20 protein-coding genes and 1 riboswitch are annotated in these 24,688 nt (G+C 72.0%); of the genes, 10 read left to right on the forward strand and 10 right to left on the reverse strand.

Going from position 1 to position 24,688, the window contains the following annotated elements; all coding sequences use genetic code 11:
* Positions 1-43: 43 nt before the first annotated feature.
* From ACYVKF_RS13875 to ACYVKF_RS13900, 6 genes are all read left to right on the forward strand, one after another.
* Positions 44-2,449 (forward strand): polyribonucleotide nucleotidyltransferase, encoded by a 2,406-nt coding sequence (locus ACYVKF_RS13875; protein ID WP_460967146.1) that lies wholly within the window; start codon positions 44-46, stop codon positions 2,447-2,449.
* 113 nt (positions 2,450-2,562) lie between these two features.
* Complete coding sequence (locus ACYVKF_RS13880; RefSeq protein ID WP_056917717.1) at positions 2,563-3,786, forward strand: NAD(P)/FAD-dependent oxidoreductase; 1,224 nt, start codon at positions 2,563-2,565, stop codon at positions 3,784-3,786.
* A gap of 132 nt (positions 3,787-3,918) precedes the next feature.
* Positions 3,919-6,465: an ExeM/NucH family extracellular endonuclease gene (locus ACYVKF_RS13885; RefSeq protein WP_460967148.1), complete on the forward strand. Its 2,547-nt coding sequence runs from the start codon at positions 3,919-3,921 to the stop codon at positions 6,463-6,465.
* An 89-nt stretch (positions 6,466-6,554) separates the two neighbouring features.
* The gene (gene dapB / locus ACYVKF_RS13890) at positions 6,555-7,307 is read left to right on the forward strand and encodes a 4-hydroxy-tetrahydrodipicolinate reductase (protein WP_460967150.1); all 753 of its coding nucleotides are present in this window, start codon (positions 6,555-6,557) and stop codon (positions 7,305-7,307) included.
* Complete coding sequence (locus ACYVKF_RS13895; protein ID WP_056919996.1) at positions 7,308-7,655, forward strand: hypothetical protein; 348 nt, start codon at positions 7,308-7,310, stop codon at positions 7,653-7,655.
* Between the two features lie 47 nt (positions 7,656-7,702).
* Complete coding sequence (locus ACYVKF_RS13900) at positions 7,703-8,071, forward strand: VOC family protein (RefSeq protein ID WP_460967152.1); 369 nt, start codon at positions 7,703-7,705, stop codon at positions 8,069-8,071.
* A 19-nt stretch (positions 8,072-8,090) separates the two neighbouring features.
* On the opposite strand, the gene ACYVKF_RS13905 is transcribed toward ACYVKF_RS13900, so the two are convergent.
* The 5 genes from ACYVKF_RS13905 to ACYVKF_RS13925 are packed head-to-tail and all read right to left on the reverse strand — an operon-like array spanning position 8,091 to position 11,058.
* On the reverse strand, positions 8,091-8,405 hold the full coding sequence (locus ACYVKF_RS13905; protein WP_056917712.1) for an AzlD domain-containing protein: 315 nt from the start codon (positions 8,403-8,405) through the stop codon (positions 8,091-8,093).
* On the reverse strand, positions 8,402-9,133 hold the full coding sequence (locus ACYVKF_RS13910) for an AzlC family ABC transporter permease (RefSeq protein WP_460967154.1): 732 nt from the start codon (positions 9,131-9,133) through the stop codon (positions 8,402-8,404). Before ACYVKF_RS13910 ends, ACYVKF_RS13905 begins: the two co-directional genes overlap by 4 nt.
* Positions 9,130-9,735 carry a GNAT family N-acetyltransferase gene (locus tag ACYVKF_RS13915; protein WP_056917710.1) on the reverse strand — a complete coding sequence of 202 codons (606 nt, stop codon included), beginning with the start codon at positions 9,733-9,735 and terminating at the stop codon, positions 9,130-9,132. The genes ACYVKF_RS13910 and ACYVKF_RS13915 overlap by 4 nt, the downstream gene beginning before the upstream one ends.
* Positions 9,736-9,769: 34 nt before the next feature.
* A complete protein-coding gene (locus ACYVKF_RS13920; protein WP_056919993.1) occupies positions 9,770-10,237 on the reverse strand; it encodes a dihydrofolate reductase in 468 nt (155 codons plus the stop codon).
* Between the two features lie 29 nt (positions 10,238-10,266).
* Entirely contained in the window at positions 10,267-11,058 is a 792-nt protein-coding gene (locus tag ACYVKF_RS13925) for a thymidylate synthase (RefSeq protein WP_056917708.1), read from the reverse strand.
* Between the two features lie 157 nt (positions 11,059-11,215).
* Here ACYVKF_RS13925 and dapA point away from each other — a divergent pair, with 157 nt between their 5' ends.
* Together dapA and ACYVKF_RS13935 are read left to right on the forward strand one after the other, a co-directional pair.
* A complete protein-coding gene (gene dapA / locus ACYVKF_RS13930) occupies positions 11,216-12,106 on the forward strand; it encodes a 4-hydroxy-tetrahydrodipicolinate synthase (RefSeq protein ID WP_460967158.1) in 891 nt (296 codons plus the stop codon).
* Complete coding sequence (locus tag ACYVKF_RS13935) at positions 12,103-13,788, forward strand: ribonuclease J (protein WP_460967160.1); 1,686 nt, start codon at positions 12,103-12,105, stop codon at positions 13,786-13,788. The genes dapA and ACYVKF_RS13935 overlap by 4 nt, the downstream gene beginning before the upstream one ends.
* Positions 13,789-13,848: 60 nt before the next feature.
* Here the strand turns inward: ACYVKF_RS13935 and ACYVKF_RS13940 are convergent, their stop codons facing one another.
* Positions 13,849-15,342, reverse strand: a complete 1,494-nt coding sequence (locus ACYVKF_RS13940) for an aminotransferase class V-fold PLP-dependent enzyme (RefSeq protein ID WP_460967161.1) — start codon at positions 15,340-15,342, stop codon at positions 13,849-13,851.
* 42 nt (positions 15,343-15,384) lie between these two features.
* Positions 15,385-15,497, reverse strand: a riboswitch (SAM riboswitch).
* 418 nt (positions 15,498-15,915) lie between these two features.
* Here ACYVKF_RS13940 and ACYVKF_RS13945 point away from each other — a divergent pair.
* Together ACYVKF_RS13945 and ACYVKF_RS13950 are read left to right on the forward strand one after the other, a co-directional pair.
* On the forward strand, positions 15,916-18,687 hold the full coding sequence (locus ACYVKF_RS13945) for an FtsK/SpoIIIE family DNA translocase (protein WP_460967163.1): 2,772 nt from the start codon (positions 15,916-15,918) through the stop codon (positions 18,685-18,687).
* A gap of 11 nt (positions 18,688-18,698) precedes the next feature.
* Complete coding sequence (locus ACYVKF_RS13950; RefSeq protein WP_460967165.1) at positions 18,699-20,039, forward strand: multidrug effflux MFS transporter; 1,341 nt, start codon at positions 18,699-18,701, stop codon at positions 20,037-20,039.
* A gap of 66 nt (positions 20,040-20,105) precedes the next feature.
* On the opposite strand, the gene ACYVKF_RS13955 is transcribed toward ACYVKF_RS13950, so the two are convergent.
* The 4 genes from ACYVKF_RS13955 to kdpC all read right to left on the reverse strand — a co-directional run bounded on the left by ACYVKF_RS13955 (position 20,106) and on the right by kdpC (position 24,683).
* Positions 20,106-20,747, reverse strand: a complete 642-nt coding sequence (locus ACYVKF_RS13955) for a hypothetical protein (protein ID WP_460967167.1) — start codon at positions 20,745-20,747, stop codon at positions 20,106-20,108.
* Between the two features lie 109 nt (positions 20,748-20,856).
* Positions 20,857-21,534, reverse strand: coding sequence for a response regulator (locus tag ACYVKF_RS13960; RefSeq protein ID WP_460967169.1), 678 nt, complete (start codon positions 21,532-21,534; stop codon positions 20,857-20,859).
* Positions 21,531-24,041: an ATP-binding protein gene (locus ACYVKF_RS13965; RefSeq protein ID WP_460967171.1), complete on the reverse strand. Its 2,511-nt coding sequence runs from the start codon at positions 24,039-24,041 to the stop codon at positions 21,531-21,533. Before ACYVKF_RS13965 ends, ACYVKF_RS13960 begins: the two co-directional genes overlap by 4 nt.
* A 51-nt stretch (positions 24,042-24,092) precedes the next feature.
* Entirely contained in the window at positions 24,093-24,683 is a 591-nt protein-coding gene (gene kdpC, locus ACYVKF_RS13970) for a potassium-transporting ATPase subunit KdpC (RefSeq protein WP_460967173.1), read from the reverse strand.
* Between the last annotated feature and the right edge of the window lie 5 nt (positions 24,684-24,688).

The following is a 24,688-nucleotide window of genomic DNA, read 5'->3' on the forward strand; positions in this document are numbered from 1 at the left end:
AACGACGATGCACGTGGATGTAGACACCCAGAAGGAGGGCCCAATGGAGGGTCCAGAGATCCAGTTCGCCGAAGCCACCATCGACAACGGCTCGTTCGGCACCCGCACGGTCCGGTTCGAGACCGGACGCCTGGCCAAGCAGGCCGGTGGCGCTGTCGCCGCCTACCTGGACGAGGACACGATGCTCCTCTCCACCACCACCGCCGGGAAGCACCCGCGCGAGGGATTCGACTTCTTCCCCCTGACGGTCGACGTCGAGGAGCGGATGTATGCCGCGGGCAAGATCCCCGGCTCGTTCTTCCGTCGTGAGGGCCGTCCCTCGACCGACGCGATCCTCACCTGCCGCCTGATCGACCGCCCGCTGCGCCCGACCTTCACCAAGGGTCTGCGCAACGAGGTCCAGGTCGTCATCACGGTGCTCGCGCTCAACCCCGACCACCAGTACGACGTGCTCGCCATCAACGCGGCCAGCGCCTCCACGCAGATCTCGGGTCTGCCCTTCTCCGGTCCGATCGGTGGCGTCCGCGTCTCCCTGATCGACGGCCAGTGGGTCGCCTTCCCGAACTTCTCCGACATCGAGCGCTCGACCTTCGACATGGTCGTCGCCGGTCGTGTCGCCGGTGACGACGTCGCGATCATGATGGTCGAGGCCGAGTCCACCGAGCAGACGTGGGACCTGGTCAAGAACGAGGGCAAGCAGGCCCCGACCGAAGAGGTCGTCGCCGAGGGCCTCGAGGCTGCCAAGAAGTTCATCAAGGTCCTGTGCGAGGCCCAGGCCGAGCTGGCGAGCAAGTCCGCCAAGCCCGTCCAGGAGTTCCCGATCTTCCTCGACTACGAGGACGACGCCTATGCCGCCGTCGAGGCTGCGACCTCGGACGACCTGACGCAGGCGCTGACCATCGCCGGGAAGCAGGAGCGCGAGGAGCGCATCGACGAGATCAAGGACGCCGTCAAGGCCTCCCTCGCCGGTGAGGGCCAGCAGTTCGCCGGCCGCGAGAAGGAGATTTCCGCGGCCTACAAGTCGGTGCAGAAGAAGCTGATCCGTCAGCGCATCCTGCGCGACAAGGTCCGCATCGACGGCCGTGGCCTCGCCGACATCCGCGCCCTCGGCGCCGAGGTCGAGGTCCTGCCGCGCGTGCACGGCTCGGCCCTGTTCGAGCGCGGCGAGACCCAGATCATGGGCGTCACCACGCTGAACATGCTCCGCATGGAGCAGCAGCTCGACACGTTGTCGCCGGTGACGCGCAAGCGCTACATGCACAACTACAACTTCCCCCCCTACTCCACCGGTGAGACCGGTCGGGTGGGTTCGCCGAAGCGCCGCGAGATCGGCCACGGCGCGCTGGCGGAGCGGGCGCTCATGCCCGTCCTGCCGACGCGTGAGGAGTTCCCCTACGCGATCCGCCAGGTGTCCGAGGCCCTCGGTTCCAACGGCTCGACGTCCATGGGCTCGGTCTGCGCCTCGACCCTGTCGATGCTCAACGCCGGTGTGCCGCTGCGCGCGCCGGTCGCCGGCATCGCCATGGGCCTGGTGTCCGACGAGGTCGACGGCCAGACGCAGTACGCCGCGCTGACCGACATCCTCGGCGCCGAGGACGCGTTCGGTGACATGGACTTCAAGGTCGCCGGCACGCGTGAGTTCGTCACGGCCATCCAGCTCGACACCAAGCTCGACGGCATCCCCGCGTCGGTCCTGGCCGGCGCGCTGACCCAGGCCCGCGACGCGCGCCTGCACATCCTCGACGTCATGAACGAGGCCATCGACGTGCCGGACGAGATGAGCCCCTTCGCTCCTCGCGTCATCTCGGTGCAGGTCCCCGTCGACAAGATCGGCGAGGTCATCGGGCCGAAGGGCAAGATGATCAACCAGATCCAGGACGAGACCGGCGCCCAGATCTCCATCGAGGACGACGGCACCGTCTACATCGGCGCGACCGACGGTCCGTCGGCCGAGGCGGCCCGCGCGATGGTCAACGCCATCGCGAACCCGCAGATGCCGGAGGTCGGCGAGCGCTTCCTGGGCACCGTGGTCAAGACCACGACGTTCGGTGCGTTCATCTCCCTGCTGCCCGGCAAGGACGGCCTGCTGCACATCTCCGAGGTGCGCAAGCTCGTCGGTGGCAAGCGGATCGACAACGTCGACGACGTCCTCGCCGTCGGCCAGAAGGTCCAGGTCGAGCTCAAGGAGGTCGACCCGCGCGGCAAGCTGTCGCTGGCCGCCGTCCTGCCCGAGGGTGAGGGCGAGTCCGCCCCCGCCGCGGACGCCGACGTCGCCGGTTCCGACGAGGCGCCCGAGTCCAACGACTCGAGCGACTCGAACGACTCGAACGACTCGAACGACTCCGGTGAGGAGCGCGGCGACCGTCGCGATGGTGGGCGCAGCCGCAACCGCCGTCGTCGCGGTGGCGAGCGTTCCGAGCGTGGCGAGTCCTCCGAGGACGCCGGCTGACGTTCGACCCCAGCACGTCCCGAACGGGCCGGCCCACCTCACGGTGGGTCGGCCCGTTCGTCGTCCACGGACCGAGGGTTGCGCTGGGGGGCGAAGCGACCAAAGGTGGGGACATGGCTGATGAGCGGACGTTCGTGGTGGTCGGTGGCGGGCTCGCGGGAGCCAAGTCGGTGGAGGCGTTGCGCGACAAGGGTTTCGAGGGTCGCCTCGTCCTCCTCGCGGGCGAGGACCACCTGCCGTACGAACGCCCACCGCTGTCCAAGGACTACCTCAAGACCGGCGAGGGGCTCGACGACGCCTTCGTCCACGACCAGGACTGGTATGCCGCCCACGACGTCGAGGTGCGCACCGGCACCGTGGTGACGGCGGTCGATCGTGACGCCCACGAGGTGGTGACCGCGGCGGGGGAGCGGATCGGCTGGAACCGGCTGCTGCTCGCCACCGGCAGCTCACCGCGACACCTCGACCTCCCGGGGGCCGACCTCGACGGGGTGCTCTCGTTGCGCACCATCGAGGACAGCGACCGCCTGAGGGGGGCGTTGCAGCCCGGGCGCAGGGTCGTCCTCGTCGGTGGCGGGTGGATCGGGCTCGAGGTCGCGGCGGCCGCACGGGAGGCCGGTGCCACCGTCACCGTGCTGGAGTCGCTCGACCTGCCGCTCGTGCGCGTGCTCGGACCCACTGTCGCCCAGGTGTTCGCCGACCTGCACCGGGAGCACGGGGTGGACCTGCGCACCGGGGTGCAGGTGGAGGAGCTCGTGGGTGAGGGCGGTTCGGTCACCGGGGTGCGTCTGGCGGACGGCTCCACCGTCCCTGCCGACCTCGTCGTCGTGGGCATCGGGGCCGCCCCCAACACGGGTCTGGCCGCGGACGCCGGCCTCGAGGTCGACAACGGGATCGTCGCCGACGCGGTGGGGCGCACGAGCGACCCCGAGGTCTTCGTCGTCGGTGACGTCGCCAACGTGGAGCACCCGTTCCTGGGGCGGCGGGTGCGCGTGGAGCACTGGGCCAACGCCCTCAACCAGCCGACCATCGTGGCGGCGGGGATGCTCGAGCAGTCCGCCCCCGAGGCCGAGCTGCCGTACTTCTTCACCGACCAGTACGACTTGGGCATGGAGTACCACGGGCTCGGCGCTCCCGACGACGAGGTGGTCGTCCGCGGCGACCTGACCGGCCGTGAGTTCGTCGCGTTCTGGCTGCGCGACGGGGCCGTCACGGCAGGGATGAACGTCAACGTGTGGGACGTCGGCGACGCCGTCAAGGGCTTGATCCGCTCGCGCGCGAGCGTCGACCGGGCGAAACTTGCCGACCCGGGCGTGCCCCTGGAGAACCTGACCTGACCTTTACCTTCTGGACGCCTTCCATACCTCGTATGGGGCATCTGTCCATGTTTGACTGCACCCTTGGCGCCGGGCCCGCATCCCTGGGCGGCGCGACTTTCTTCGAGAACAACTCGGGTGTGGAGGACTGCTGTGCGCGAACGTCGCAAGCAACTGATGGGGGCGGCCGGCGCGATAGCGCTGACCGCCGGTGTGGTCTCCGTGGCGACGAGTGCGCAGGCCGCACCGTCGCCCGCGGCGGGTGTGGTCATCAACGAGGTCTACGGCGGTGGGGGCAACTCCGGCGCACCGTACAAGTACGACTTCATCGAGCTGGCGAACACGGGCAGCGCCCCGGTGAGCCTGGCCGGGTGGTCGGTGCAGTACGCCTCGGCGACCGGCGCCAGCTGGGCGACGACTCCCTTGACGGGCACGCTGCCCGTGGGTACGACGTACGTGGTCAAGGAGGCTGCAGGGACCGGCGGCGGCTCCGACGTGCCGGCTGACGCCACCGGGACGATCGCCATGTCCGGCACGGCGGGCAAGGTCGCGCTCGTCAACAGCACCACGGCCTTGACCGGGTGCGCTGCCACCTGCTCGGCCTCGGCGCAGGTCATCGACTTCGTCGGGTACGGCACGACCGCGAACGACTACGCGGGCACCGGCCCGACGGTCGCACCGAGCAACACGACCTCGGTCAGCCGCAACGCGACCCACGCCAACACGGCGAACAACAGCGCCGACTTCAAGGCAGGGGCCCCGACCCCGACCGGCCTGGAGACCCCGCCCCCGCCGCCGGCCCCGGTCGAGAAGACCATCGCCGAGGTGCAGGGTCCCGGCGCGACCTCCCCGCTCGCGGGTGAGACCGTCGTGGTCAAGGGCGTCGTGACCGCCGCCTACCCGACCGGCGGCTTCAACGGCTTCTTCCTCCAGACGCAGGGCACCGGCCCCGAGCCGCGCGCCGACGGCGCCTCCGACGGCGTCTACGTCTTCCAGCCCGGGACGCTCTCGCCCGAGGCGGTCGTGGGCAACTTCGTCCAGGTGACCGGCAAGGTCAGCGAGTTCGGTGGCCTCACCGAGATCACGACCACGTCTGCCGACGTCGTCGACGCCGGGGTCGCGTTCACCCCCGTCCAGCCGCTCGTCACCGGCTGGCCGACCACGGACGCGAAGCGTGAGTCCATCGAGGGGATGCTGTTCCAGCCCACCGGCGCCTACACGGTGACCAACACCTTCGGGACCAACCAGTACGGCGAGGTCGGCCTCGCGGTCGGCACCACCTCGCTGCTGCAGAACACCGAGGTCGCCAAGCCCGGGACGCCCGAGGCCGACGCCGTCGTGGCGGACAACGCGAAGCGCCTGGTCACCCTCGACGACGGCTCGTCGACGAACTTCACGGCCAGCAGCTACTCGACCGCGACCTGCGGCGCCCGTCCCGTCCCGTGCCTGCTCAACGCCGACAAGACCCCCGCCTACGTCTCGACGACGAAGCCGGTCCGGGTCGGCGCCCCGGCGACCTTCACGGCGCCGGTCGTCGTGGACTACCGCTTCAACCTCTGGCGTTTCCAGCCCACCTCCCAGGTCGTGGGCCCGGACAACGCGACGTCGCCGGTGACCTTCACCAACACCCGCACGCCGGCTCCCGACGAGCGGGACCTGAGCCAGCGCGGGACGCCGGACCTCAAGGTCGCCTCCTTCAACGTGCTCAACTACTTCACCGACCTCGGTGACGCGGACCCGAGCTGCACCGCCTACTACGACCGCGACAGCAGCGGCGACACGGTGCGCGACGGCTGCGACAACCGTGGGGCGTGGGACGCCGCCGACCTGGCCCGCCAGACGGAGAAGGAGGTGTCGGCGATCAACGCGCTCGACGCCGACGTCGTCGGCCTCATGGAGGTCGAGAACTCCGCTCAGTTCGGACACAGCCGCGACGAGACCCTCAGCCGCCTCGTGGCCGCGCTCAACGCCAAGGCCGGCGCCGGGACGTGGGCCTTCGTGCCTTCGTCGACGGACCTGCCGCCCGTGTCGCAGCAGGACTTCATCACCACGGCGATGATCTACAAGCCGGCGACGGTCATGCGCGTCGACCGCTCCCGTGCCCTGGGCGACCAGAGCGGTGAGGGCCAGGCCTTCGTCAACGCCCGTGAGCCGATCGCCCAGACCTTCAAGAAGAAGAAGGGCAAGGGCGACAAGTTCCTCTTCGTCGTCAACCACTTCAAGTCCAAGGGCTCGGCCGGTCCGTTCCCCGGTGACGCCGACTCCGGAGACGGGCAGGGTGCCTCGGTGACCAGCCGTGTCCTGCAGGCCCAGGCGCTGCGCGACTGGGTCCCCGGGGTGGCCGCCGAGTACGGCGCCAAGGCCATCGTCATGGCCGGTGACTACAACTCCTACACGATGGAGGACCCGCTCGACGTCCTCTACCGGGCGGGGTACACCGACGTGGGCTCGACGTTCGACCCGGGCCAGTACTCCTACTCGTTCTCGGGGACCTCGGGTTCGCTCGACCACATCCTCGTGAACGCGGCGGGTCTGAAGATGTCCACCGGCGCGGACCACTGGAACATCAACTCGGGTGAGTCGGTGGCGCTGGAGTACAGCCGCTACAACTACCACTCGACCGACTTCCACGACCCCGGCCCGTACCGGTCCTCGGACCACGACCCCGTGGTGCTGGGCCTCAAGGCCTTCGTCAAGTAGGGCCGGGACCAGCCGCACCACCCACGCAGGACCGCGCATGGCGGGTCCGCCCCCTCGGGGGTGGGCCCGCCATCGCTACGCTGGCGGGCATGAGCGAGTCGACCCGCGTGGCCGTGATCGGTGCAGCCGGACGGATGGGCGCCGAGGTGTGCCGCGCCGTCGAGTCGGCGGACGGCCTCGAGCTGGTCGGGCGGTTCGACCAGGGGGACGAGCTCGGCGACCTGGCCGGTGCCGGGGTCGTCGTCGAGTTCTCCGTCCCCGACGCCTCGCCCGCGAACGTGCGCCACTGCGTCGAGCAGGGTGTCCACGTCGTCGTCGGCACGACCGGTTGGGACGAGCCCCGTCTGGAGGCCCTGCGTGAGACGCTGGCCGAGCACCCCGAGGTGGGTGTGCTCATCGCCCCCAACTTCGCGATCGGCGCCATCCTCATGATGCGCTTCGCGCAGGAGGCGGCCCGGTTCTACGAGTCCGTCGAGGTCATCGAGCTGCACCACCCCGCCAAGGTGGACGCCCCCTCGGGGACCGCGGCCCGGACGGCCTCCCTCATCGCCGCGGCTCGGGCCGAGGCCAGGATCGGCGACGTCCCTGACGCGACCACGCAGGACCCGGACGGCGCCCGCGGCGCGCGGGTCGACGGCATACCCGTGCACTCGGTGCGCCTGCGCGGCCTCGTGGCGCACCAGGAGGTGCTGCTCGGTGGCGTGGGGGAGATGCTCACGCTGCGCCACGACTCCTTCGACCGCACGTCGTTCATGCCCGGTGTCCTGGCCGGGGTGCGCGCCGTCGGCGACCACCCCGGGCTCACGGTGGGTCTCGAGCACGTCCTCGGTCTGGACGACTGAGTGCGCGAGAAGGTCACCGCACTCATCACGATCCTCGTGCTGGTGTTCTACTCGGCGACGATCGGCTGGCGCGGGGTCGCCCTCATCGCCGACGGCCGGCCGGCCTCGATCCTGCTCGGCCTCGGCGTCGTGCTCATCCCGGTCGTCGCGCTCGTGGCGATCGCGCCGCTGGTCCTCCTGGCGCGCGACGGTTCGCGGATGATGGCCCAGGCCAACGAGTCCGGGGCGCAGGGGACGTGGGCGACCGAGCTCGAGCAGGCGGAGGCGTGCCGGGTCGCCCGGGACCGCAAGGGGGAGCAGGCGCACTACCGCGCCGCGGTGCGGGCCTGGCGGGCCACCCAGGACTGAGCAGTCCGACCCTCCCGCCCCCTTCCGGTCGGTCCTACGGTGGGGGCATGCACCGTTCACGCATCGGCATCGTCCTCATCGACCACGGCGCGGAGCACTTCGACCAGAGCGTGGTGTTCTGGTCGGGCGTGCAGGGCGTCCGACCGACCCAGGAGGGGCCGTACGCCTCGGTCGGGGAGGTCGGCGGCCTCAACCTCGAGGTCCAGCGCCTCGGGGAGGGCGGCCCGCGGGTCCACCTCGACATCGAGTCGGACGACATCCCCGCCGAGGTGGCCCGGCTGACCGCCCTCGGTGCCACGGTGGTCGAGCAGCGCGACGGGTACGTGATCATGGCCGACCCCGGCGGTGTCGTGTTCTGCGTGGTCGGGATCCAGACGGGGGACCGGTTCGTCGAGGACGCGCTCGAGTGGCCGTGACGCGGGTCGGACCCGGTCGCTAGGGGAGCCCCAGCGCGCGCAGCCCCGCCGCGACGGCAGCGGCGAGCACGACGACCACGATGAACGGCGCGCGCAGCAGCAGGGCCACGATGGCCACCCCCACCGCCGCGGCACGGGAGTCGACCACGACCCCGCCCGACCTGGTCGTCAGGGTCTGCACCCCCACGAGGGCCGCGAGGAGCGCGATCGGCAGGGCCGAGGTGATACGGGTCGTGCGTTCCCCGTCGAGCCAGCTCGCCGGGACGAGGTGACCGAGGTACTTCAGGGCGAAGGCCAGCGCGGACGCCAGCAGGACGGCGGTCCAGGTGGTCACGTCGGTTCACCCTCGCCGTCCCAGTGGTGCGGTGGCGGCGGGTCCCGGTGGGCCCGGCGCCACAGGCCGGCGGCCAGGGCGGTCGTCGCAGCGACGAGCACCGGCACCCCGGCGGGGGCGTGCGGGGCCAGCAGGACCGCGACCACCGCGCTGGCCGCGGCGATCGCGAACGCGTCGGCCGACCTGAGCCGGGGCCACAGCAGCGCGCAGAACGCGGCAGCCGCGGCAGCGTCGAGACCGTAGGTGCGCGGATCACCCATCGCGTCGCCCGCCAGCGCGCCGACGAGGGTGGCGAGGTTCCAGAGGACGAAGACACCGATGCCGGTGGCCCAGAAGCCGATCCGGCCCGCCGGGGCCTCGGGTTGGGCGACGCCGACCGCGGTCGACTCGTCGATCGTGAGCTGGGCAGCGGCGACGCGGCGGGCTCCGCGGACCCCGAGCAGGCGGGAGACCTGCAGGCCGTACAACCCGTTGCGCACCCCCAGCAGGGTCGAGGTCGCGATCGCCGCCGGCGCACCGGCCGGACCCGCTGCCAGGACGCCGACGAACGCGAACTGCGACCCACCGGAGAACAGCAGCAGCGACAGGGCCTGCGTCTGGAGGATGGTCAACCCCGCCGCCACCGACAGGGCGCCGAAGCTGATGCCGTACGCCCCGGTGGCCACCGCCACGGACAGCGACTGGCGCAGCACGGCCCGGCGTCGCCCGGGCGCGAGGGGCGCCGTCACGGGCCGTCGGGCTCGCCGTCGGGCCGGATGTCGGCGACGAGGCGCACCTCACGGGCGGTGTCACCCTCGGGCGAGACCACCCGGTCGCGGAAGGCGCCGTCGGGGTGCAGGCCCGAGGCGGACAGGAACGCCCGGGTCGCCTCGTCGGTGGCCAGCACCCAGGTGTGCAGGGTGTCGGCACCAGCACCCCGGAGGGTGTCCACCGCGGCGTTGAGCAGGCGTGAGCCGTGCCCGGCGCGACGAGCCTGTGGGTGGACGGCGAGGGCCGAGACCTCGCCCGTCGCACCTCCGGCGTCGGGGTCCTGGCTCGGACCGATGGAGGCGAACCCGACGACCTGGTCACCGGCGCAGGCCGCGAGCAGGCGGTAGACGCCCTGCGGTGGCGAGGCGAGCGACTGGCGCCACGCGCTGGCGAAGGCGTTGGGCTCGAAGGCCTCGAGCACCTCGGCCGGGACCACGTCGGCATACGCCTCGCGCCACACCACGGCCTGGACGAAACCCACGGCAGGGGCGTCGGTCTCCCGAGCGGTGCGCACGCTCGCGTCGGCCAGCGGCCCCGGCGTCTGGTCGTGCTGGTGGGAGTGGTCGTGCGGGTGGCTCATGCCGGCCATCCTCGCACCCCGTCGACGTGCGCCCTCAGCCGCGCTCGTAGGTGACCCAGCTGAAGCCGTCACGGTCCTCGCGCGCGGTCTCCTGCCAGTGCGTCGGGTCGATCTCGGGGAACCGGACGTCGCCCTCGGGGGACTGGTCCACCTCGGTGATGAGCAGCCGGTGCGCCCACGGCATCGCCTCGGCGTAGACCTGCCCGCCACCGCAGACGAACACCTCGTTCACCGGCCCTGCCAGCGACAGCGCCTCGCTGAGCGAGTGGGCGGTCTCGACGTCGGCGTGCGACCAGTCCGCCTGGCGGGTGACGACGATGGTGCGGCGACCTGGCAGCACCCGCCCGATCGAGTCGAACGTCTTGCGCCCCATGACCATCGGGTGCCCCATCGTGGAGCGTTTGAAGAAGGCGAAGTCCTCGGGCAGGTGCCAGGGCATGTCGTTGTCGGCACCGATGACGCCGTTGCGCCCGACCGCCGCGATGAGGGTCACGTTCGTCATGCCGACAGGGTATGCCGTGGGGTGACCGCTCAGACGGCGATGGGCGCCTTGATCGAGGGGTGCGCCTCGTACCCGACCAGCTCGAAGTCACCGAGGTCGAACTCGTCGATCTGCTTGCCCTTCGCGATGACCATGCGGGGCAGGGGGAGCGGCTCACGGGTGAGCTGCAGCTTCGCCTGCTCCACGTGGTTGGAGTACAGGTGCGCGTCGCCGAGGGTGTGCACGAAGTCGCCGGGCTCGAGGTCGCAGATCTGGGCGACCATCATCGTGAGCAGGGCGTACGACGCGATGTTGAAGGGCACGCCGAGGAAGATGTCTGCGGAGCGCTGGTAGAGCTGGCAGGAGAGTCGGCCGTCGGCGACGTAGAACTGGAACATCGTGTGACAGGGCGGCAGGGCCATCGAGTCGACGTCTGCGACGTTCCACGCCGAGACGATGTGGCGGCGCGAGTCGGGGTTGGTCCGGATGGCGTCGATGACCTTGGCGATCTGGTCGACGTGGCCGCCGTCGGGCGTCGGCCAGGAGCGCCACTGGTAGCCGTAGACGGGCCCGAGGTCGCCGTTCTCGTCGGCCCACTCGTCCCAGATCGAGATGCCGCGCTCCTGCAGCCAGCGGACGTTCGAGTCGCCGCGCAGGAACCACAGCAGCTCACCGATGATCGACTTGAGGTGCAGCTTCTTGGTCGTCAGGACCGGGAAGCCCTCGGAGAGGTCGAACCGCATCTGGTAGCCGAAGACCGAGCGCGTGCCCGTCCCCGTCCGGTCGGACTTGTCCGTCCCGGTCGTCATCACGTGGTCGAGGAGGTCCAGGTACTGCTGCACGACGGCAACCTAACACCGCGCGGCGACGGGACCCGGCGCCATACCGACAGGCGGTCCCGGCGATGATCCGGTCGCGCAGCACAGGGATCCCGCCAATGTCGGTGTCGCGGCACGAGCAGGGCGCTGGGCCGCCGCCGCGGAGCGATAGCCTGCGGGTATGAGCACAGCGTCTCCGTTCGGTCGCCTCCTGACAGCCATGATCACGCCGATGCGGCCCGACGGGAGCGTCGACGCCGAGGGTGCCAAGCGGGTCGCTCAGCACCTCGTGGACACCGGGCACGACGGCATCGTCGTCAACGGCACCACCGGTGAGTCCGCCACCCTCACCGACGACGAGAGCCTCGAGATGGTCAGCCTCGTCGCCGAGGCCGTCGGTGGCCGCGCCGCGGTCGTCGCGGGCGTCGGTTCGAACGCCACCGCGCACAGCGTCGAGATGGCAGGCCGCGCGCAGCATGCCGGCGCGACCGGGCTCCTGCTCGTCACGCCCTACTACAACAAGCCCACCCAGGCCGGGGTCGTCGCGCACTGCCGCGCCGTCGCCGGGGTGACCGACCTGCCCGTCATGCTCTACGACATCCCCGGACGCACGGCCATCCCGTTCACCCCGGAGACCCTTGCCGAGCTGGCCACCGTGCCGAGCATCGTGGCCGTCAAGGACGCCAAGGGCGAGGCGTGGTCGACGACCAAGGTCATGGCCTCGACCGACCTGCTGTACTACTCGGGCGAGGACGCGACCACGCTGCCGTGGCTGGCCATGGGCGCCATCGGCACGGTGAGCGTCGTCGGCCACGTCGCCGGACGCGAGTATGCCGCGATGATCGAGGCCGTCGACCGCGGCGACCTCGCGGCGGCCCGAGTCATCCACCAGCGCCTCATCCCGGCGGTCGACGCGATCATGAACACGTCGCAGGGCGCGATCATGGCCAAGGCGGCGCTCGTCGAGCTCGGCGTGATCGAGCACGCGACGGTGCGCCTGCCGCTGGTCGAGTCCCCTCCGGAGCACCTCGAGCTGCTGAGGGCGGGCCTGAAGGAGTCGGGTCTGCTGTGAGCCACCCGCACCCCGAGCTGACCGCACCGCCCCAGCTCGACCCGAACGGCGTCCGCGTCGTCGCCCTCGGTGGTCTCGGCGAGGTGGGTCGCAACATGGCCGTCATCGAGCACGCCGGCCAGCTGCTGATCATCGACTGCGGCGTCCTGTTCCCCGAGGACCACCACCCGGGCGTCGACCTGATCCTGCCCGACTTCGAGTACATCGAGGACCGCCTCGACCAGGTCCAGGCCATCGTCCTCACGCACGGCCACGAGGACCACATCGGCGCCGTGCCCTACCTGCTCAAGCTCAAGAAGGACATCCCGGTCGTCGGCTCAATGCTGACCCTGGCGCTGGTCGAGGCCAAGCTCAAGGAGCACCGGATCACCCCGTACACGCTCGGGGTGAAGGAGGGGATGCGCGAGAAGCTCGGGGTGTTCGACTGCGAGTTCGTCGCCGTCAACCACTCCATCCCCGATGCGCTCGCGGTGTTCGTCCGGACCCCCGCCGGGACGATCCTGCACACGGGCGACTTCAAGATGGACCAGCTGCCGCTCGACGGCAGGCTCACCGACCTGCGCGCGTTCGCCCGTCTCGGTGAAGAGGGCGTCGACCTCTTCATGACCGACTCGACCAACGCCGAGGTGCCGGGGTTCACCACCCCGGAGAAGGACATCGCGCCGGCCATCGACAAGGTCTTCCGCGATGCCGAGCGCCGGATCATCGTCGCCTGCTTCTCCTCGCACGTGCACCGCGTCCAGCAGGTGCTCGACGCCGCGGAGAAGGCCGGGCGAAAGGTCGCCATGGTCGGTCGCTCCATGGTGCGCAACATGGGGATCGCGGCCGAGCTCGGCTACCTGCACGTCCCCGACGGGGTGCTCGTCGACGTCAAGAAGCTCGACAACTTCCCCGACCACCAGGTCGTCCTCATCTGCACGGGTTCGCAGGGAGAGCCGATGGCGGCCCTCTCCCGCATGGCCAACCGCGACCACCGCATCGACGTGGGGCCCGGCGACACCGTCCTCATGGCGTCCTCGCTCATCCCCGGCAACGAGAACGCCGTCTACCGCGTCATCAACGGCCTGATGCGCCTCGGCGCCGCCGTCGTCCACAAGGGCAACGCGAAGGTCCACGTCTCGGGCCACGCCAGCGCCGGCGAGCTCCTCTACTGCTACAACATCGTCAAGCCGCGCAACGTCATGCCGGTGCACGGCGAGTGGCGCCACCTCGTGGCGAACGCCGAGCTCGCGGGGCAGACCGGGGTGCCGCGTGAGCGCGTGGTCCTGGCCGAGGACGGGGTGGTCGTCGACCTCGTCGACGGCGTCGCGAAGGTGGTCGGCGCCGTGGACTGCGGGTACGTCTACGTCGACGGTTCGTCGGTGGGCGAGTTCGACGAGGCCCTGCTCAAGGACCGCCGGATCCTGCGCGACGAGGGGTTCATCTCGGTGATCGTCGTCATGGACTCCGCCACGGGCAAGGTCGCCGCGGGCCCGGAGATCCAGGCCCGGGGCTTCGCCGAGGACGACGAGATCTTCAACCAGGTGCGCCCCAAGATCGAGCAGGCGCTCGCCGAGGCGACCGGCAAGGGCATCACCGACCCCCACCAGCTCGAACAGGTCATGCGTCGTGCGATCGGCAGCTGGGTCGGCGGCAAGATCCGTCGCCGCCCGATGATCATCCCGGTGGTCATCCAGGCCTGAGCCGCGTCCCCGCCAGGGGCGCGTCCCCGCAGGGACGCGTGTCCCACCAGGGGCGAGCTGCTACCAGGGGCGGGCGGGGGACAGGTCGCGGGTGTCCTCCACCGGGAGCCACCCCTGCGGCGTGACCTCGTAGGCCGCGCGCGGTCCGTTCGCAGCCAGGTCGGCGACCGCGGCGAGCAGGCGCTCGACGTGCTCGGCCGTCGTGCCCAGACCGACGCTGGCCCGGATCGCGGTGCCGGACCCGGCGCCATACGGGTCATCGAGGAGGGTGTCGACGCACAGGTGCGCGCAGAACTTCCCGTCGCGGACCCCGATCCCGTGCTCGGCGGACAGCGCCGCCGACACCAGCGAGCTGTCGAGCCCGTCGATCGTGAAGGTGGCGACCGCGACGCGCTCGTGGTCGTCGCCGAAGAGCGAGTAGGTCTCGACGCCGTCGACGGCGCGCAGGCCCTCGAGGAGGGCGGTGCCGAGGGCGTCCTCGTGCGCCTCGACCGCAGCGGCGCCGGTGCGGAGGGCGTGGCAGGCCGCGGCGAGGGCGACCGCGCCGATGACGTTGGGGCTCCCGGCCTCGTGGCGGGCCGAGCCGGTGTGCCAGGCGACGCCGTCCTCGGTGACGGCCCTGGTCGCTCCGCCCCCGGCGAGGTAGGGCGTCGCCGCGTCGAGCCAGTCGGAGCGGCCAGCGAGGACACCGGCGCCGAACGGCGCGTAGAGCTTGTGACCGGACAGGACGACGTAGTCGACGCCGAGCTCGGCGAGGTCCACGCGGCGGTGCGGGGCGTACTGCGCCGCGTCGAGGACGACCCGGGCACCGGCCTTGCGGGCGATCGCGGCGAGCTCGCGGACCGGCCAGACCTCGCCGGTGACGTTGGAGGCGCCGGTGAGGACGACGAGGCGGTGGCGGCCGTGGCGGTTCTTCAGCGCCGTGCGCAGCAGGACCGCGGCGTCGGCGGCGCTTCCGGGGACGGGCAGGCGGGTGGTCTGGCGCGCCTTCCACGGGAGCAGGGCGGCGTGGTGCTCGGTCTCGAAGACGAAGACCTGGGTGTCGCGCGGCAGGGCGCGGGCCAGCAGGTTGAACGAGTCGGTGCTGTTGCGGGTGAAGACCACCTCGTCGCCGGGCCGGGCCCCGACGAAGGTCGCGACCTCCTCACGGGCCTGCTCGTACCAGGCGCTGGTCACCTTGGAGGCGTACCCGTTGCCGCGGTGCACGGAGGAGTAGGTGCGCAGGGCGCTGTCGACGGCGGCCTTGACGCTGACGAGCGACGGCGTCGAGGCGGCGTGGTCGAAGTTCGCGTAGTCGACCGGGCCGTTGAGCGTGGGCACCACCAGCCCGGCCGAGACCACGGCGGGCAGGTCCTCGGACCGGTGGACGGGCAGCTCGGCCGGCAGGGGCTCGACCGCACCGCCGAGCGGCAGCGAGGCCGGCGCGACCAGAGGCGGAACGGCCCGGAGGTGCTCACGGGCGTTCTCCCGAGCGTGGGCGAGGGGAGCGGTGCGGCGGAACGCGTGGTCCGGCGTGCTCTCGGGAGTGGTCGGTGGGGTGCTCGCGATCGACATGGAGGTCAGCTCCTGGGTCCGGTGGGACCCGGGCTGTGCTCGGGTCCGCGCTTGCCGGCTGCGGGTGCAGTCGACCCGGTCGTCACCCGGAGCACCCCACCGCGGTGGAGGGTTGCTGGTCAGCAAGCCGGGGCTGTGCGCTGACACTCATGACCTTGACGACGAAGGTAGCGGCGGTCGGGTCGTCCCTCCACCAGCCGGACGGACCTTCTCGCCATCTGAGACCTCGGGGGAGGTCGGGCGGAACGGTGGTGCAGGTGATCTGGCGGGACCGGCGCACCCCCTGCCCCCGATGTCCTGGTACGCCTGCACCGGCGACCTCCCCGAGGGGTGGTCGCCGGTGCGGGCCCCGCCAGACGCAGGCTCAGCGTGGCAGGGCCGCACCCGTCGCGTCGGGTGGACCGGCCCCTGCTGCCCGAACCGGGGGGACCCCTCCACCTGTTCGGGGGAGCGGGTCCGCCCCGAACGGCGCGGGTGACGGCTCCAGGTCGGCTCCAGGTCGGCGTCAGATCCGCCCACGTGGAACGCGTGTGACGCGTGTGTCCGGTGTGACCTTCGCGTAGCCTGCGGACCATGGCCACACGTCCGTCCACCCCGACGCGCACCTCCTCGGCTGGGCAGGCGCGCAAGGGCACCGCCACCCGCCCCGCCAACCGTCGCACCACCACGCCCCGCAAGAGCCCCGCCCGGGGTTCCCGCGGCAAGGCCAGCGGTGGCGGCCTACCCCTGCCGCTGCGTGCGGTCCGCGGCACGTGGATGGGTATGGCGCACGTGGCCGGTGGCGCGGTCCGCCGCGTCGGCAACGGGGCCCGCGACCTCGAGCCCGAGCACCGTCGCGACGGCGTCGGCTTCCTCCTCCTCGGCCTGGCCATCGTCGTGGCCGCCCGCGAGTGGTGGGCCCTCGAGGGCCCGGTCGGCGACGTCATCCACGCCGTCGTGGCCGGCACCTTCGGCCGGGTCGCGTACGCCGTGCCGCTCGCGCTGCTCTACCTCGGCGTCCGGCTGCTGCGCGCCCCCCAGGACGACGGCGCCAACTCGCGCATCGGGGTCGGCCTCGGCGCGCTCGCGTTCGCGGCGTCGGGCCTGGCCCACGTGGCGGCCGGCATCCCCACCCCGCCGGCGGGTGCCGAGGGCATGCGCGACGGCGGCGGCATCATCGGCTTCCTCGCCTCCAGCCCGCTCAAGGCGGCGGTCTCGGTCTACGGCACCGTGCCGATCCTGCTCATGCTCGGCTTCTTCGGTCTCCTCGTGATGACCGCGACCCCGGTCCACATGATCCCCGAGCGCCTCGCCGAGCTGCGCGACCACCTCCTGCACCGCGGGGTCGACGTCGACGAGCCGGTCGCCGAGGAGGCCGAGAAGCCCCGGCGCCGCCGCCGGGTGATCGAGCCCGAGGGCCCGTTCGACGGTGACGAGGCGTTCGAGAAGGCTGCGGTCGTCGTGCCCGAGGGCAAGGACGGCCTGCGTCCCGGGCAGAAGCGCCCGACCGCCCCGGGCGTCCTCGCCCCCGGTGCCACCGGTGCCACCAGTTCCACCAGCGCCGGCGCCTCGGGCGCCCCACCAGTGGTTCCCGCCCGCCAGGTCGCCGAGAAGGTCGCCCTCGAGGCGCCGCCGACGACCCCCCTGCCGCAGCGGGTGGAGCAGCTCGCCCTCGCCGGCGACATCACCTACACGCTGCCCGACAACGCCCTGCTCGAGCCCGGCTCGCCGCACAAGGCCCGCAGCGCCGCGAACGACCGCGTCGTCGAGTCCCTCACCCAGGTGCTCGACCAGTTCGACATCGACGCGCAGGTGACCGGCTTCAGCCGCGGCCCGACGGTCACGCGGTACGAGGTCGAGCTCGGCCCCGGCATCAAGGTCGAGCGGGTCACCGCCCTCTCGAAGAACATCGCGTACGCCGTCGCCTCGGCCGACGTCCGGATCCTCTCCCCGATCCCCGGCAAGTCCGCCATCGGCATCGAGATCCCCAACACCGACCGCGAGAAGGTCAGCCTCGGCGACGTCCTGCGCAGCCAGGCCGCCCGCGGCAACGACCACCCGATGGTCATGGGGGTCGGGAAGGACGTCGAGGGCGGCTACGTCATCGCCAACCTCGCCAAGATGCCGCACCTGCTTGTCGCGGGGGCCACCGGCGCCGGCAAGTCGAGCTTCGTCAACTCCATGATCACCTCGATCCTCATGCGTTCGACGCCCGACGAGGTCCGCATGGTGCTGGTGGACCCCAAGCGGGTGGAGCTCACGGCATACGAGGGGATCCCGCACCTCATCACCCCGATCATCACGAACCCCAAGAAGGCCGCCGAGGCCCTCCAGTGGGTCGTGCGGGAGATGGACACGCGCTACGACGACCTCGCCCAGTTCGGCTTCAAGCACGTCGACGACTTCAACAAGGCGGTCAAGGCCGGCAAGGTCAAGCCGCTGCCGGGCAGCCAGCGGGTCATCCACCCGTACCCGTACCTGCTCGTCATCGTCGACGAGCTCGCCGACCTGATGATGGTCGCCCCGCGTGACGTGGAGGAGTCGATCGTCCGCATCACCCAGCTCGCCCGGGCCGCCGGCATCCACCTCGTGCTGGCGACGCAGCGTCCGTCGGTCGACGTCGTGACCGGCCTGATCAAGGCCAACGTCCCGTCGCGGATGGCGTTCGCGACGTCGTCGCTCGCCGACAGCCGGGTCGTCCTCGACCAGCCCGGCGCCGAGAAGCTCATCGGCCAGGGCGACGCGCTGTTCCTGCCGATGGGCTCGAGCAAGACGATGCGCGTCCAGGGCGCCTGGGTCACCGAGTCCGAGATCCAGAACGTCGTCAAGGCGGTCACCGACCAGCTCAAGCCGAACTACCGCGACGACGTCACCGTCGTCGCCGCCAAGAAGCACGTCGACGACGACATCGGTGACGACCTCGACCTGCTGCTGCAGGCGACCGAGCTCGTCGTCACGACGCAGTTCGGGTCGACGTCGATGCTCCAGCGCAAGCTGCGCGTCGGGTTCGCCAAGGCCGGTCGCCTCATGGACCTGCTCGAGTCACGCGGCGTCGTCGGACCGTCCGAGGGTTCCAAGGCCCGCGACGTGCTGGTCAAGCCGGACGACCTGCCCACGACGCTCGCCCTCATGCGCGGCGACGAGGTCCCGGACGCCGAGCCGGTCTTCGACGGCCAGGCCCTGGCCGACGAGGCCGGGGGAGTGGAGCACACCGACGAGGTGCCGGTCGGCGCACCGGCGCCGTCGTACCGGCCCGGCTACGCCCCCGACGACCGCTACGACAACGACCCGGTGGCCGCGCAGTTCGCGGGCCGCGAGGAGGTCGAGGAGTCCGGCGACGCCTGGGAGCTCACCGGGCGCGACTGAGGTCCGTCGGAATGGATCTGGGGTGGGCCGGTGTTGCCCTCCTCGTGACCGCCGCGCCCCAGACCGTGACCGACGACCGTACCCAGACGCTTCCCCAGACCTCCGTCGACTCCTCCCGCTCCTCCGACGAGGCCATGCCCCCCGCCCCGACGGGTCGCGCCTACGTGCGGTTCGTCCTCGTCCTCGGCGCCCTCATCGCCATCGGGCCGCTGACCATCGACACCTACCTGCCGGCCCTGCCCTCGATCACGCGTGACCTCGCCGCGTCCGAGTCGGCCGTCCAGTTCACCCTCACCGGCATCCTGCTCGGTATGGGGCTCGGCCAGCTCCTCGTCGGCCCCCTCGCCGACGCGGTGGGCCGCCGCCGCCCCCTCATCGCCGGGCTCGCGCTGCACATCGCCGCGTCGATCTTCTGTGCGTTCGCGCCGAGCATCGAGCTGCTCACCGTGGGTCGTGTCCTCCAGGGCCTCGGCAACGCCGCGGTGGCCGTGGTCGCCATGGCCATGGTGCGCGACCAGTTCGCCGGCTCCGCCGCCGCGACGATGCTCTCGCGCCTGATGCTGGTCATGGGCCTCGCGCCGGTGCTCGCACCGACCCTCGGTGGCTTCATCCTCCAGCTCACCTCGTGGCGCGGGGTGTTCGTCCTGCTCGCGATCGCCGGGACGATGATGGTGACGCTCGCGTCGTTCGCCCTGCGCGAGACGCTGCCGCCGGCGCGTCGCCGCAAGCTCGCGTTCAAGCCCGTCGTGGCGACCTACGGGTCGCTGCTCAAGGACCGCACCTTCGTCGGGCTCGTCCTGATCAGCGGCCTGATGTTCGCCACGCTGTTCTCCTACATCGGTGGCTCGTCGTTCGTGCTGCAGGACATCTACGGCCTGAGCGTCGCGCAGTTCGGCCTGGTCTTCGGGATGAACTCGCTGGGCTTCCTGACCGGTTCGCAGCTCAACCCGTTCCTGCTCAAGCGGTTCGAGCCCCGCGTTCTGGTGCGTGCCGGGGTCACGATCGGTGCAGTGGCCGCCCTGCTGACGCTCGCGTCGGCCGCCACCGGCTTCGGGGGCCTGACCCTGATCCTCGTGCCGCTCTGGTTCATCCTGTTCGCCTGCGGCCTGACCCTGCCGAACACCCCGGCGCTGGCGCTCACCCGCCACGGCGAGGCGGCGGGCACGGCGGCTGCGCTGCTCGGTGCCTCGCAGTTCGTCATCGGTGGGGCTGCGGCTCCCCTGATCGGCGCCATGGGTTCGGGCTCGGCCGTGCCGATGACCCTGGTGATGGCCCTGACGGCCTCCCTGGCGCTGGTCGTCGCGACCCTGACCCTGCGCGGGCGGCTGGCTCCGGTGGACGCCACCGCCTGACCGGCGGCACCGCGCACAGCGCGCCCCACCTCGAGCGCTCGACCCCGTCCTCATCGGGTCGAGCGCTCAGGGTTCGGTGGAGAAGGGCCGGACCGCCGGGCCCGGCTCGTCGTCCGCGGCAGCCGCCGCGATGTGGGCCACCAGCGCAGCGAGCGGAGGCGGGACCTGCTCCGCCGTCGTCGCCGCGGCCAGGGCCTGCGCGACGAGCGCCTTGCGCCCCGACGTCGTCCCGGAGAACCGGCGCAGCTGGTCGGTGACCGGCCGACCCTCCCACGTGGGCTGGCGCCGGAACGTCACGAAGCGGTCCAAGAGCCGGAGCCGGTCGAGCACCTCGATGACACGCTCGACCCCCAGCGCCCGGATCAGCTCGTCCTCGAGGTCCTGGTCGCAGACGTGGAAGCCGAGTGCGGCCATGTCGTCGGCCGAGCCCACGGGGTGACCGATCGACGCCAGTGCACGGGCGAAGTAGCCGGCCTCCCCGACGTCGCAGAGCCCGAGGACGCGCAGCCGGGCAGGGGCGTCACCGTTGGCGTGCGCACTCTGCGCAACGAGGTCGACGAGGTGGCGTCGGATGTTGGTGACGCCACCCATGTCGACGAGGTCGAGCCGGTCCGGCTGCACGGTGACCGGCCGCACGCCCAGCAGCGCGCGCACTGCAGCGACGTCGCTCTGGCCCTCGAGCAGGACCACCACCCGGTGCCCGGACATGGCCGCCAGCATGCCAGCGCCGGGTCGAGGCCGCCGCCCGGTTCGAGCCCGGGTCCCCGGCGGTCAGGCACCCGCGGGCCCGGACATGGCCTCGCGCGGCGACCCCGCGTCATACCTCGAGTCGGTAGCCCTGACCGGGGTCGGTGACGAGGTAGCGCGGGTGGGTGGGGTCGGGTTCGAGCTTGCGCCGCAGCTGGTTGGCGTAGACGCGCAGGTAGTTGGACTCGCGGCCGTACCCGGGACCCCACACCTCGTGCAGCAGGTCCTTCTGCGAGACGAGGTGTCCCGGACGGCGGGCGAGGACCGCGAGCAGCCGCCACTCGGTCGGCGTGAGGCGCACGACGTCGCCGCCGATCGTGGCCGTGCGCTCGGCGAAGTCGAGGGCGAAGTGCTCGGTGCGCAGGGCGGGCGGGTGGTTCTCGTTCTCGCCGGCCCGCCGCAGGGCGGCGCGGACCCGCGCCTGGAACTCCTCCATGCCGAACGGCTTGGTGACGTAGTCGTCGGCGCCGACGTCGAGCGCCTCGACCTTGTCGGCGGAGTCGGTGCGGGCGGAGAGCACGATGACGGGAACGCTCGAGGTGGCCCGCAGCCGGCGCAGGACGTCGATGCCGTCGAGGTCGGGCAGGCCGAGGTCGAGGACGACGACGTCGGGGGAGCGCTCGGCGATCGACTGGAGGGCGGATCGGCCGTCGCCGACGGTCTCGACCTCGTACCCACGCGCCCGCAGGCTGATCGCCAGGGTGCGGCGCAGGTGGGGTTCGTCGTCGACGACCAGGACCACGCTCATGCGGGCATCCTGCCATCGGCGCGGGGGAGCTCGAGGACGATCGTCAGGCCGCCACCGGGGGTGTCCTCCGCGGCGATGGTGCCGTCCATGGTCTCCATCAGGCCACGGGCGACCGCCAGCCCGAGTCCGACGCCGGACCCGCGCGGTGCGTCGTCGAGGCGCTGGAACGGGGCGAAGATCGCCGCCTTCGAGGAGTCCGGGACGCCGGAACCCCGGTCGACGACCCTCACCTGGAGGTGGTGACCGGTGGCGTACGCCTTGACGACGACCTCCTGGCGGCCGCCCGAGTGGTGCAGGGCGTTCTCCACGACGTTGGCCACGACGCGGTCGAGGAGGACCTCGTCGTAGAGGGCCAGCGGGAGGTCGTCGGCGGCCAGGACCCGGACGCGGTCCGGTGCCGACACCGTCGACACGGTGCGCCGGATGGTCTCCACCACAGCGCCCTCGCTGACCTGCGCGGCGACCACGCCGCTCTGCAGCCGGGAGATGTCGAGGAGGTTGGCGACCAGGGTGGTGAGCCGGTCGGAGGACTCCTCGATCGTCTCGAGCAGGTCGGCCTCGTCCTGGGCGTCGAACGCCGCACCGGGCTGGCGCAACGTCGAGACCGCTGCCTTGATGCCGGCCAACGGGGTCCGCAGGTCGTGCGACACGGCGCTGAGCAGGGCGGTGCGGGCCCGGTTGTCGCGGGCCAGGGCCCCGGCCCGGCGGGCCTGCTCGGCGAGGTCGGCTCGCCGCAGGACGGCCTCGGCGTGCGCGGCGAACGCGGAGACGAGGCGGCGCTCGTCGGCGGCCAGGACCGGCCCGAACAGGGCCAGGGTCGTCGTGTCGTCGACCGGTGCCAGCACCGCGGCCCGGTCCAGCTGGTCCACGTCGAACCCCGGCAGCGCCGCGACCACCTGCCACGGCGCCCGCACCGAGGGTCGTCGCACGAGTCCGGCCGTCGTCAGGTGGAACAGGTCGGCGGCCTGCTCGAGCAGCGCGGTGAGCGGGTCCTGCTCGCCCAGCAGCGTCTGCGCCGAACGCTCGAGTGCGAGCGACTCGCGCTGGGCGAGGCGCGCGGCGGCAGCACGGCGGTCGCTGAGGTGGACCGCGGAGGCCACCGAGACGGCGACGACGAGGAAGACGACGACGGCAGCAGCGTTCTGGGGGTTGGTGATGGTCAACGTCCCCACCGGGTCGGTGAAGAACCAGTTGAGGCTGAGCGACCCCAGCAGGGCGGACACGACGGCCGGGCCGAGCCCTCCCGCCAGGGCGCAGCCGACGGTCAGGGCGAGGAACAGCAGCACCTCCAGCGGCAGGTCGTGCGACTCCCTGGTCGCGATGAGCAGGGCCGTCAGCACCACCGTGCCGAGGGTCGCGAGCAGCCAGCCCGCCAGCCGCCTGCGCCCCGCGAGCGCCCCACGGCCACGCCGGGACTGGCCGCGGTGGGCCTGCTCGTGGGTGACGATGACCGTGTCGATGTCGCCCCCCGCGCCCTCGACCACGTGGCTGCCGACCCCGCGGCCGCGCAGCGCCTGCCACCAGGTCCGTCGGGAGGCGCCGAGCACCACCTGGCGTGCGTTGACCCCTCGCGCGAAGTCGAGGATCGCGGCCGCCGCGTCGTCGCCGGCCACGGTGTGGAAGGTGCCGCCCAGCTCGGCGACCAGTGTCCGGATCTCGCCGATGCTCTCCAGCCGGGCGTCGATGAGGCCGTCGGCAGGGGTGACGTGGGCGACCACGAGCTCGCCGCCGGCGCCCCGCGCGGCGATCTGGGCGCCGCGCCGGACCAGTGCCGCCGACTCGGGCCCCCCGGTCACGGCGACGACGACGCGCTCGCGGGCCGGCCACGACGACGTGATCCCCTGGTCGCGCCGGTAGCGCTCGAGGCCCTCGTCGACGCGGTCGGCCAGCCAGAGCAGCGACAGCTCGCGCAGGGCGGTGAGGTTCCCCTCGCGGAAGTAGTTGGCCAGCGCGGCGTCCACCCGGTCGGGGCCGTAGATGTTGCCGTGGGCCATCCGTCGGCGCAAGGCGTGCGGCGACATGTCGACGAGCTCGATCTGGTCGGCCGTCCGCACCACCTCGTCCGGGACGGTCTCCTGCTGACGGATCCCCGTGATCGCCTCGACGACGTCGTTGAGCGACTCGAGGTGCTGGACGTTGACGGTGGAGACGACGTCGATGCCTGCGGCGAGCAGGTCGCGGACGTCCTCCCAGCGCTTGGCGTGCCGGCTGCCGGGGGCGTTGGTGTGCGCGAGCTCGTCGACGAGGACCACCTCGGGCCGGCGCTCGAGGACGGCATCGACGTCCATCTCGCGCAGCGTGCTGCCGCGGTGCACCACCTCGCGGGTCGGCACCACCTCGAGCCCGCCCAGGGCCTGGGCCGTGTGGGCGCGACCGTGCGTCTCGACCAGCCCCACCACGACGTCGGTGCCGCGTTCGGCCCGCCGGTGCCCCTCGGACAGCATCGCGACGGTCTTGCCCACCCCGGGGGCCGCGCCGAGGTAGATGCGCAGCCGGCCGGGGGTCATGACGACATTCTCGCGTCAACGGGGGGTCGAGGGGCCATCGCCGTGCCGTTCCTAGCCGGCGGCGCGGGCCAGCGCGAGGTTGAGCTCGAGGACGTTGACCCGTGGCTCGCCGAGGTACCCGAGGGTGCGCCCTTGGGTGTGCTTCGCCACCAGTGACGCCACCAGCTCCGTGCCCAGCCCGGTCGCCCTGGCGACGCGCGGCACCTGGAGCGCGGCGTACTCGGGCGAGATGTGGGGGTCGAGCCCGCTCGCCGAGGCGGTCAGGGCGTCGGCCGGTATGCCGCCTGCGCCCCGCGTGGTGCCCGCGGCACCGTCCGCCTGCGCCACCGTCGCTCGGCGTTCGGCGACCGCCTTGGCCTGGGCGTCGCTCGAGGCGGCGAGGTTGGAGCCGCCGCTGGTGTCGCCGGAGTAGTCGCTGGTGGACGGACGACCGTGGAACCACCGGTCGCCGGTGAAGGACTGTCCCAGCAGGGACGAGCCGACGACCTTCCCGTCGTGCTCGACGAGGGAGCCGTCCGCCCGGGCGCTCAGGCCGAGTCGGCCGACGCCGAACACGACGGCGGGGTAGACCACCCCGAGCAGGACGGTGAGGGCGAGCAGGAGCCGCAGCGCGGCGGCGTACTGGCGCGTGAGTGAGGTCATGCTGG

It is taken from the genome of Pedococcus soli (genome assembly GCF_054782575.1).

What these genes read in the sequence shown, in the direction of transcription:
- ACYVKF_RS13875 (WP_460967146.1), top strand. Translation starts at nt 44, where the DNA reads ATGGAGGGTCCAGAGATCCAGTTCGCCGAAGCCACCATCGACAACGGC.
- ACYVKF_RS13880 (WP_056917717.1), top strand. Translation starts at nt 2,563, where the DNA reads ATGGCTGATGAGCGGACGTTCGTGGTGGTCGGTGGCGGGCTCGCGGGA.
- dapB (WP_460967150.1), top strand. Translation starts at nt 6,555, where the DNA reads ATGAGCGAGTCGACCCGCGTGGCCGTGATCGGTGCAGCCGGACGGATG.
- ACYVKF_RS13900 (WP_460967152.1), top strand. Translation starts at nt 7,703, where the DNA reads ATGCACCGTTCACGCATCGGCATCGTCCTCATCGACCACGGCGCGGAG.
- ACYVKF_RS13915 (WP_056917710.1), bottom strand. Translation starts at nt 9,735, where the DNA reads ATGAGCCACCCGCACGACCACTCCCACCAGCACGACCAGACGCCGGGG.
- ACYVKF_RS13920 (WP_056919993.1), bottom strand. Translation starts at nt 10,237, where the DNA reads ATGACGAACGTGACCCTCATCGCGGCGGTCGGGCGCAACGGCGTCATC.
- dapA (WP_460967158.1), top strand. Translation starts at nt 11,216, where the DNA reads ATGAGCACAGCGTCTCCGTTCGGTCGCCTCCTGACAGCCATGATCACG.
- ACYVKF_RS13940 (WP_460967161.1), bottom strand. Translation starts at nt 15,342, where the DNA reads ATGTCGATCGCGAGCACCCCACCGACCACTCCCGAGAGCACGCCGGAC.
- ACYVKF_RS13945 (WP_460967163.1), top strand. Translation starts at nt 15,916, where the DNA reads ATGGCCACACGTCCGTCCACCCCGACGCGCACCTCCTCGGCTGGGCAG.
- ACYVKF_RS13950 (WP_460967165.1), top strand. Translation starts at nt 18,699, where the DNA reads ATGGATCTGGGGTGGGCCGGTGTTGCCCTCCTCGTGACCGCCGCGCCC.
- ACYVKF_RS13955 (WP_460967167.1), bottom strand. Translation starts at nt 20,747, where the DNA reads ATGTCCGGGCACCGGGTGGTGGTCCTGCTCGAGGGCCAGAGCGACGTC.
- ACYVKF_RS13960 (WP_460967169.1), bottom strand. Translation starts at nt 21,534, where the DNA reads ATGAGCGTGGTCCTGGTCGTCGACGACGAACCCCACCTGCGCCGCACC.
- ACYVKF_RS13965 (WP_460967171.1), bottom strand. Translation starts at nt 24,041, where the DNA reads ATGACCCCCGGCCGGCTGCGCATCTACCTCGGCGCGGCCCCCGGGGTG.
- kdpC (WP_460967173.1), bottom strand. Translation starts at nt 24,683, where the DNA reads ATGACCTCACTCACGCGCCAGTACGCCGCCGCGCTGCGGCTCCTGCTC.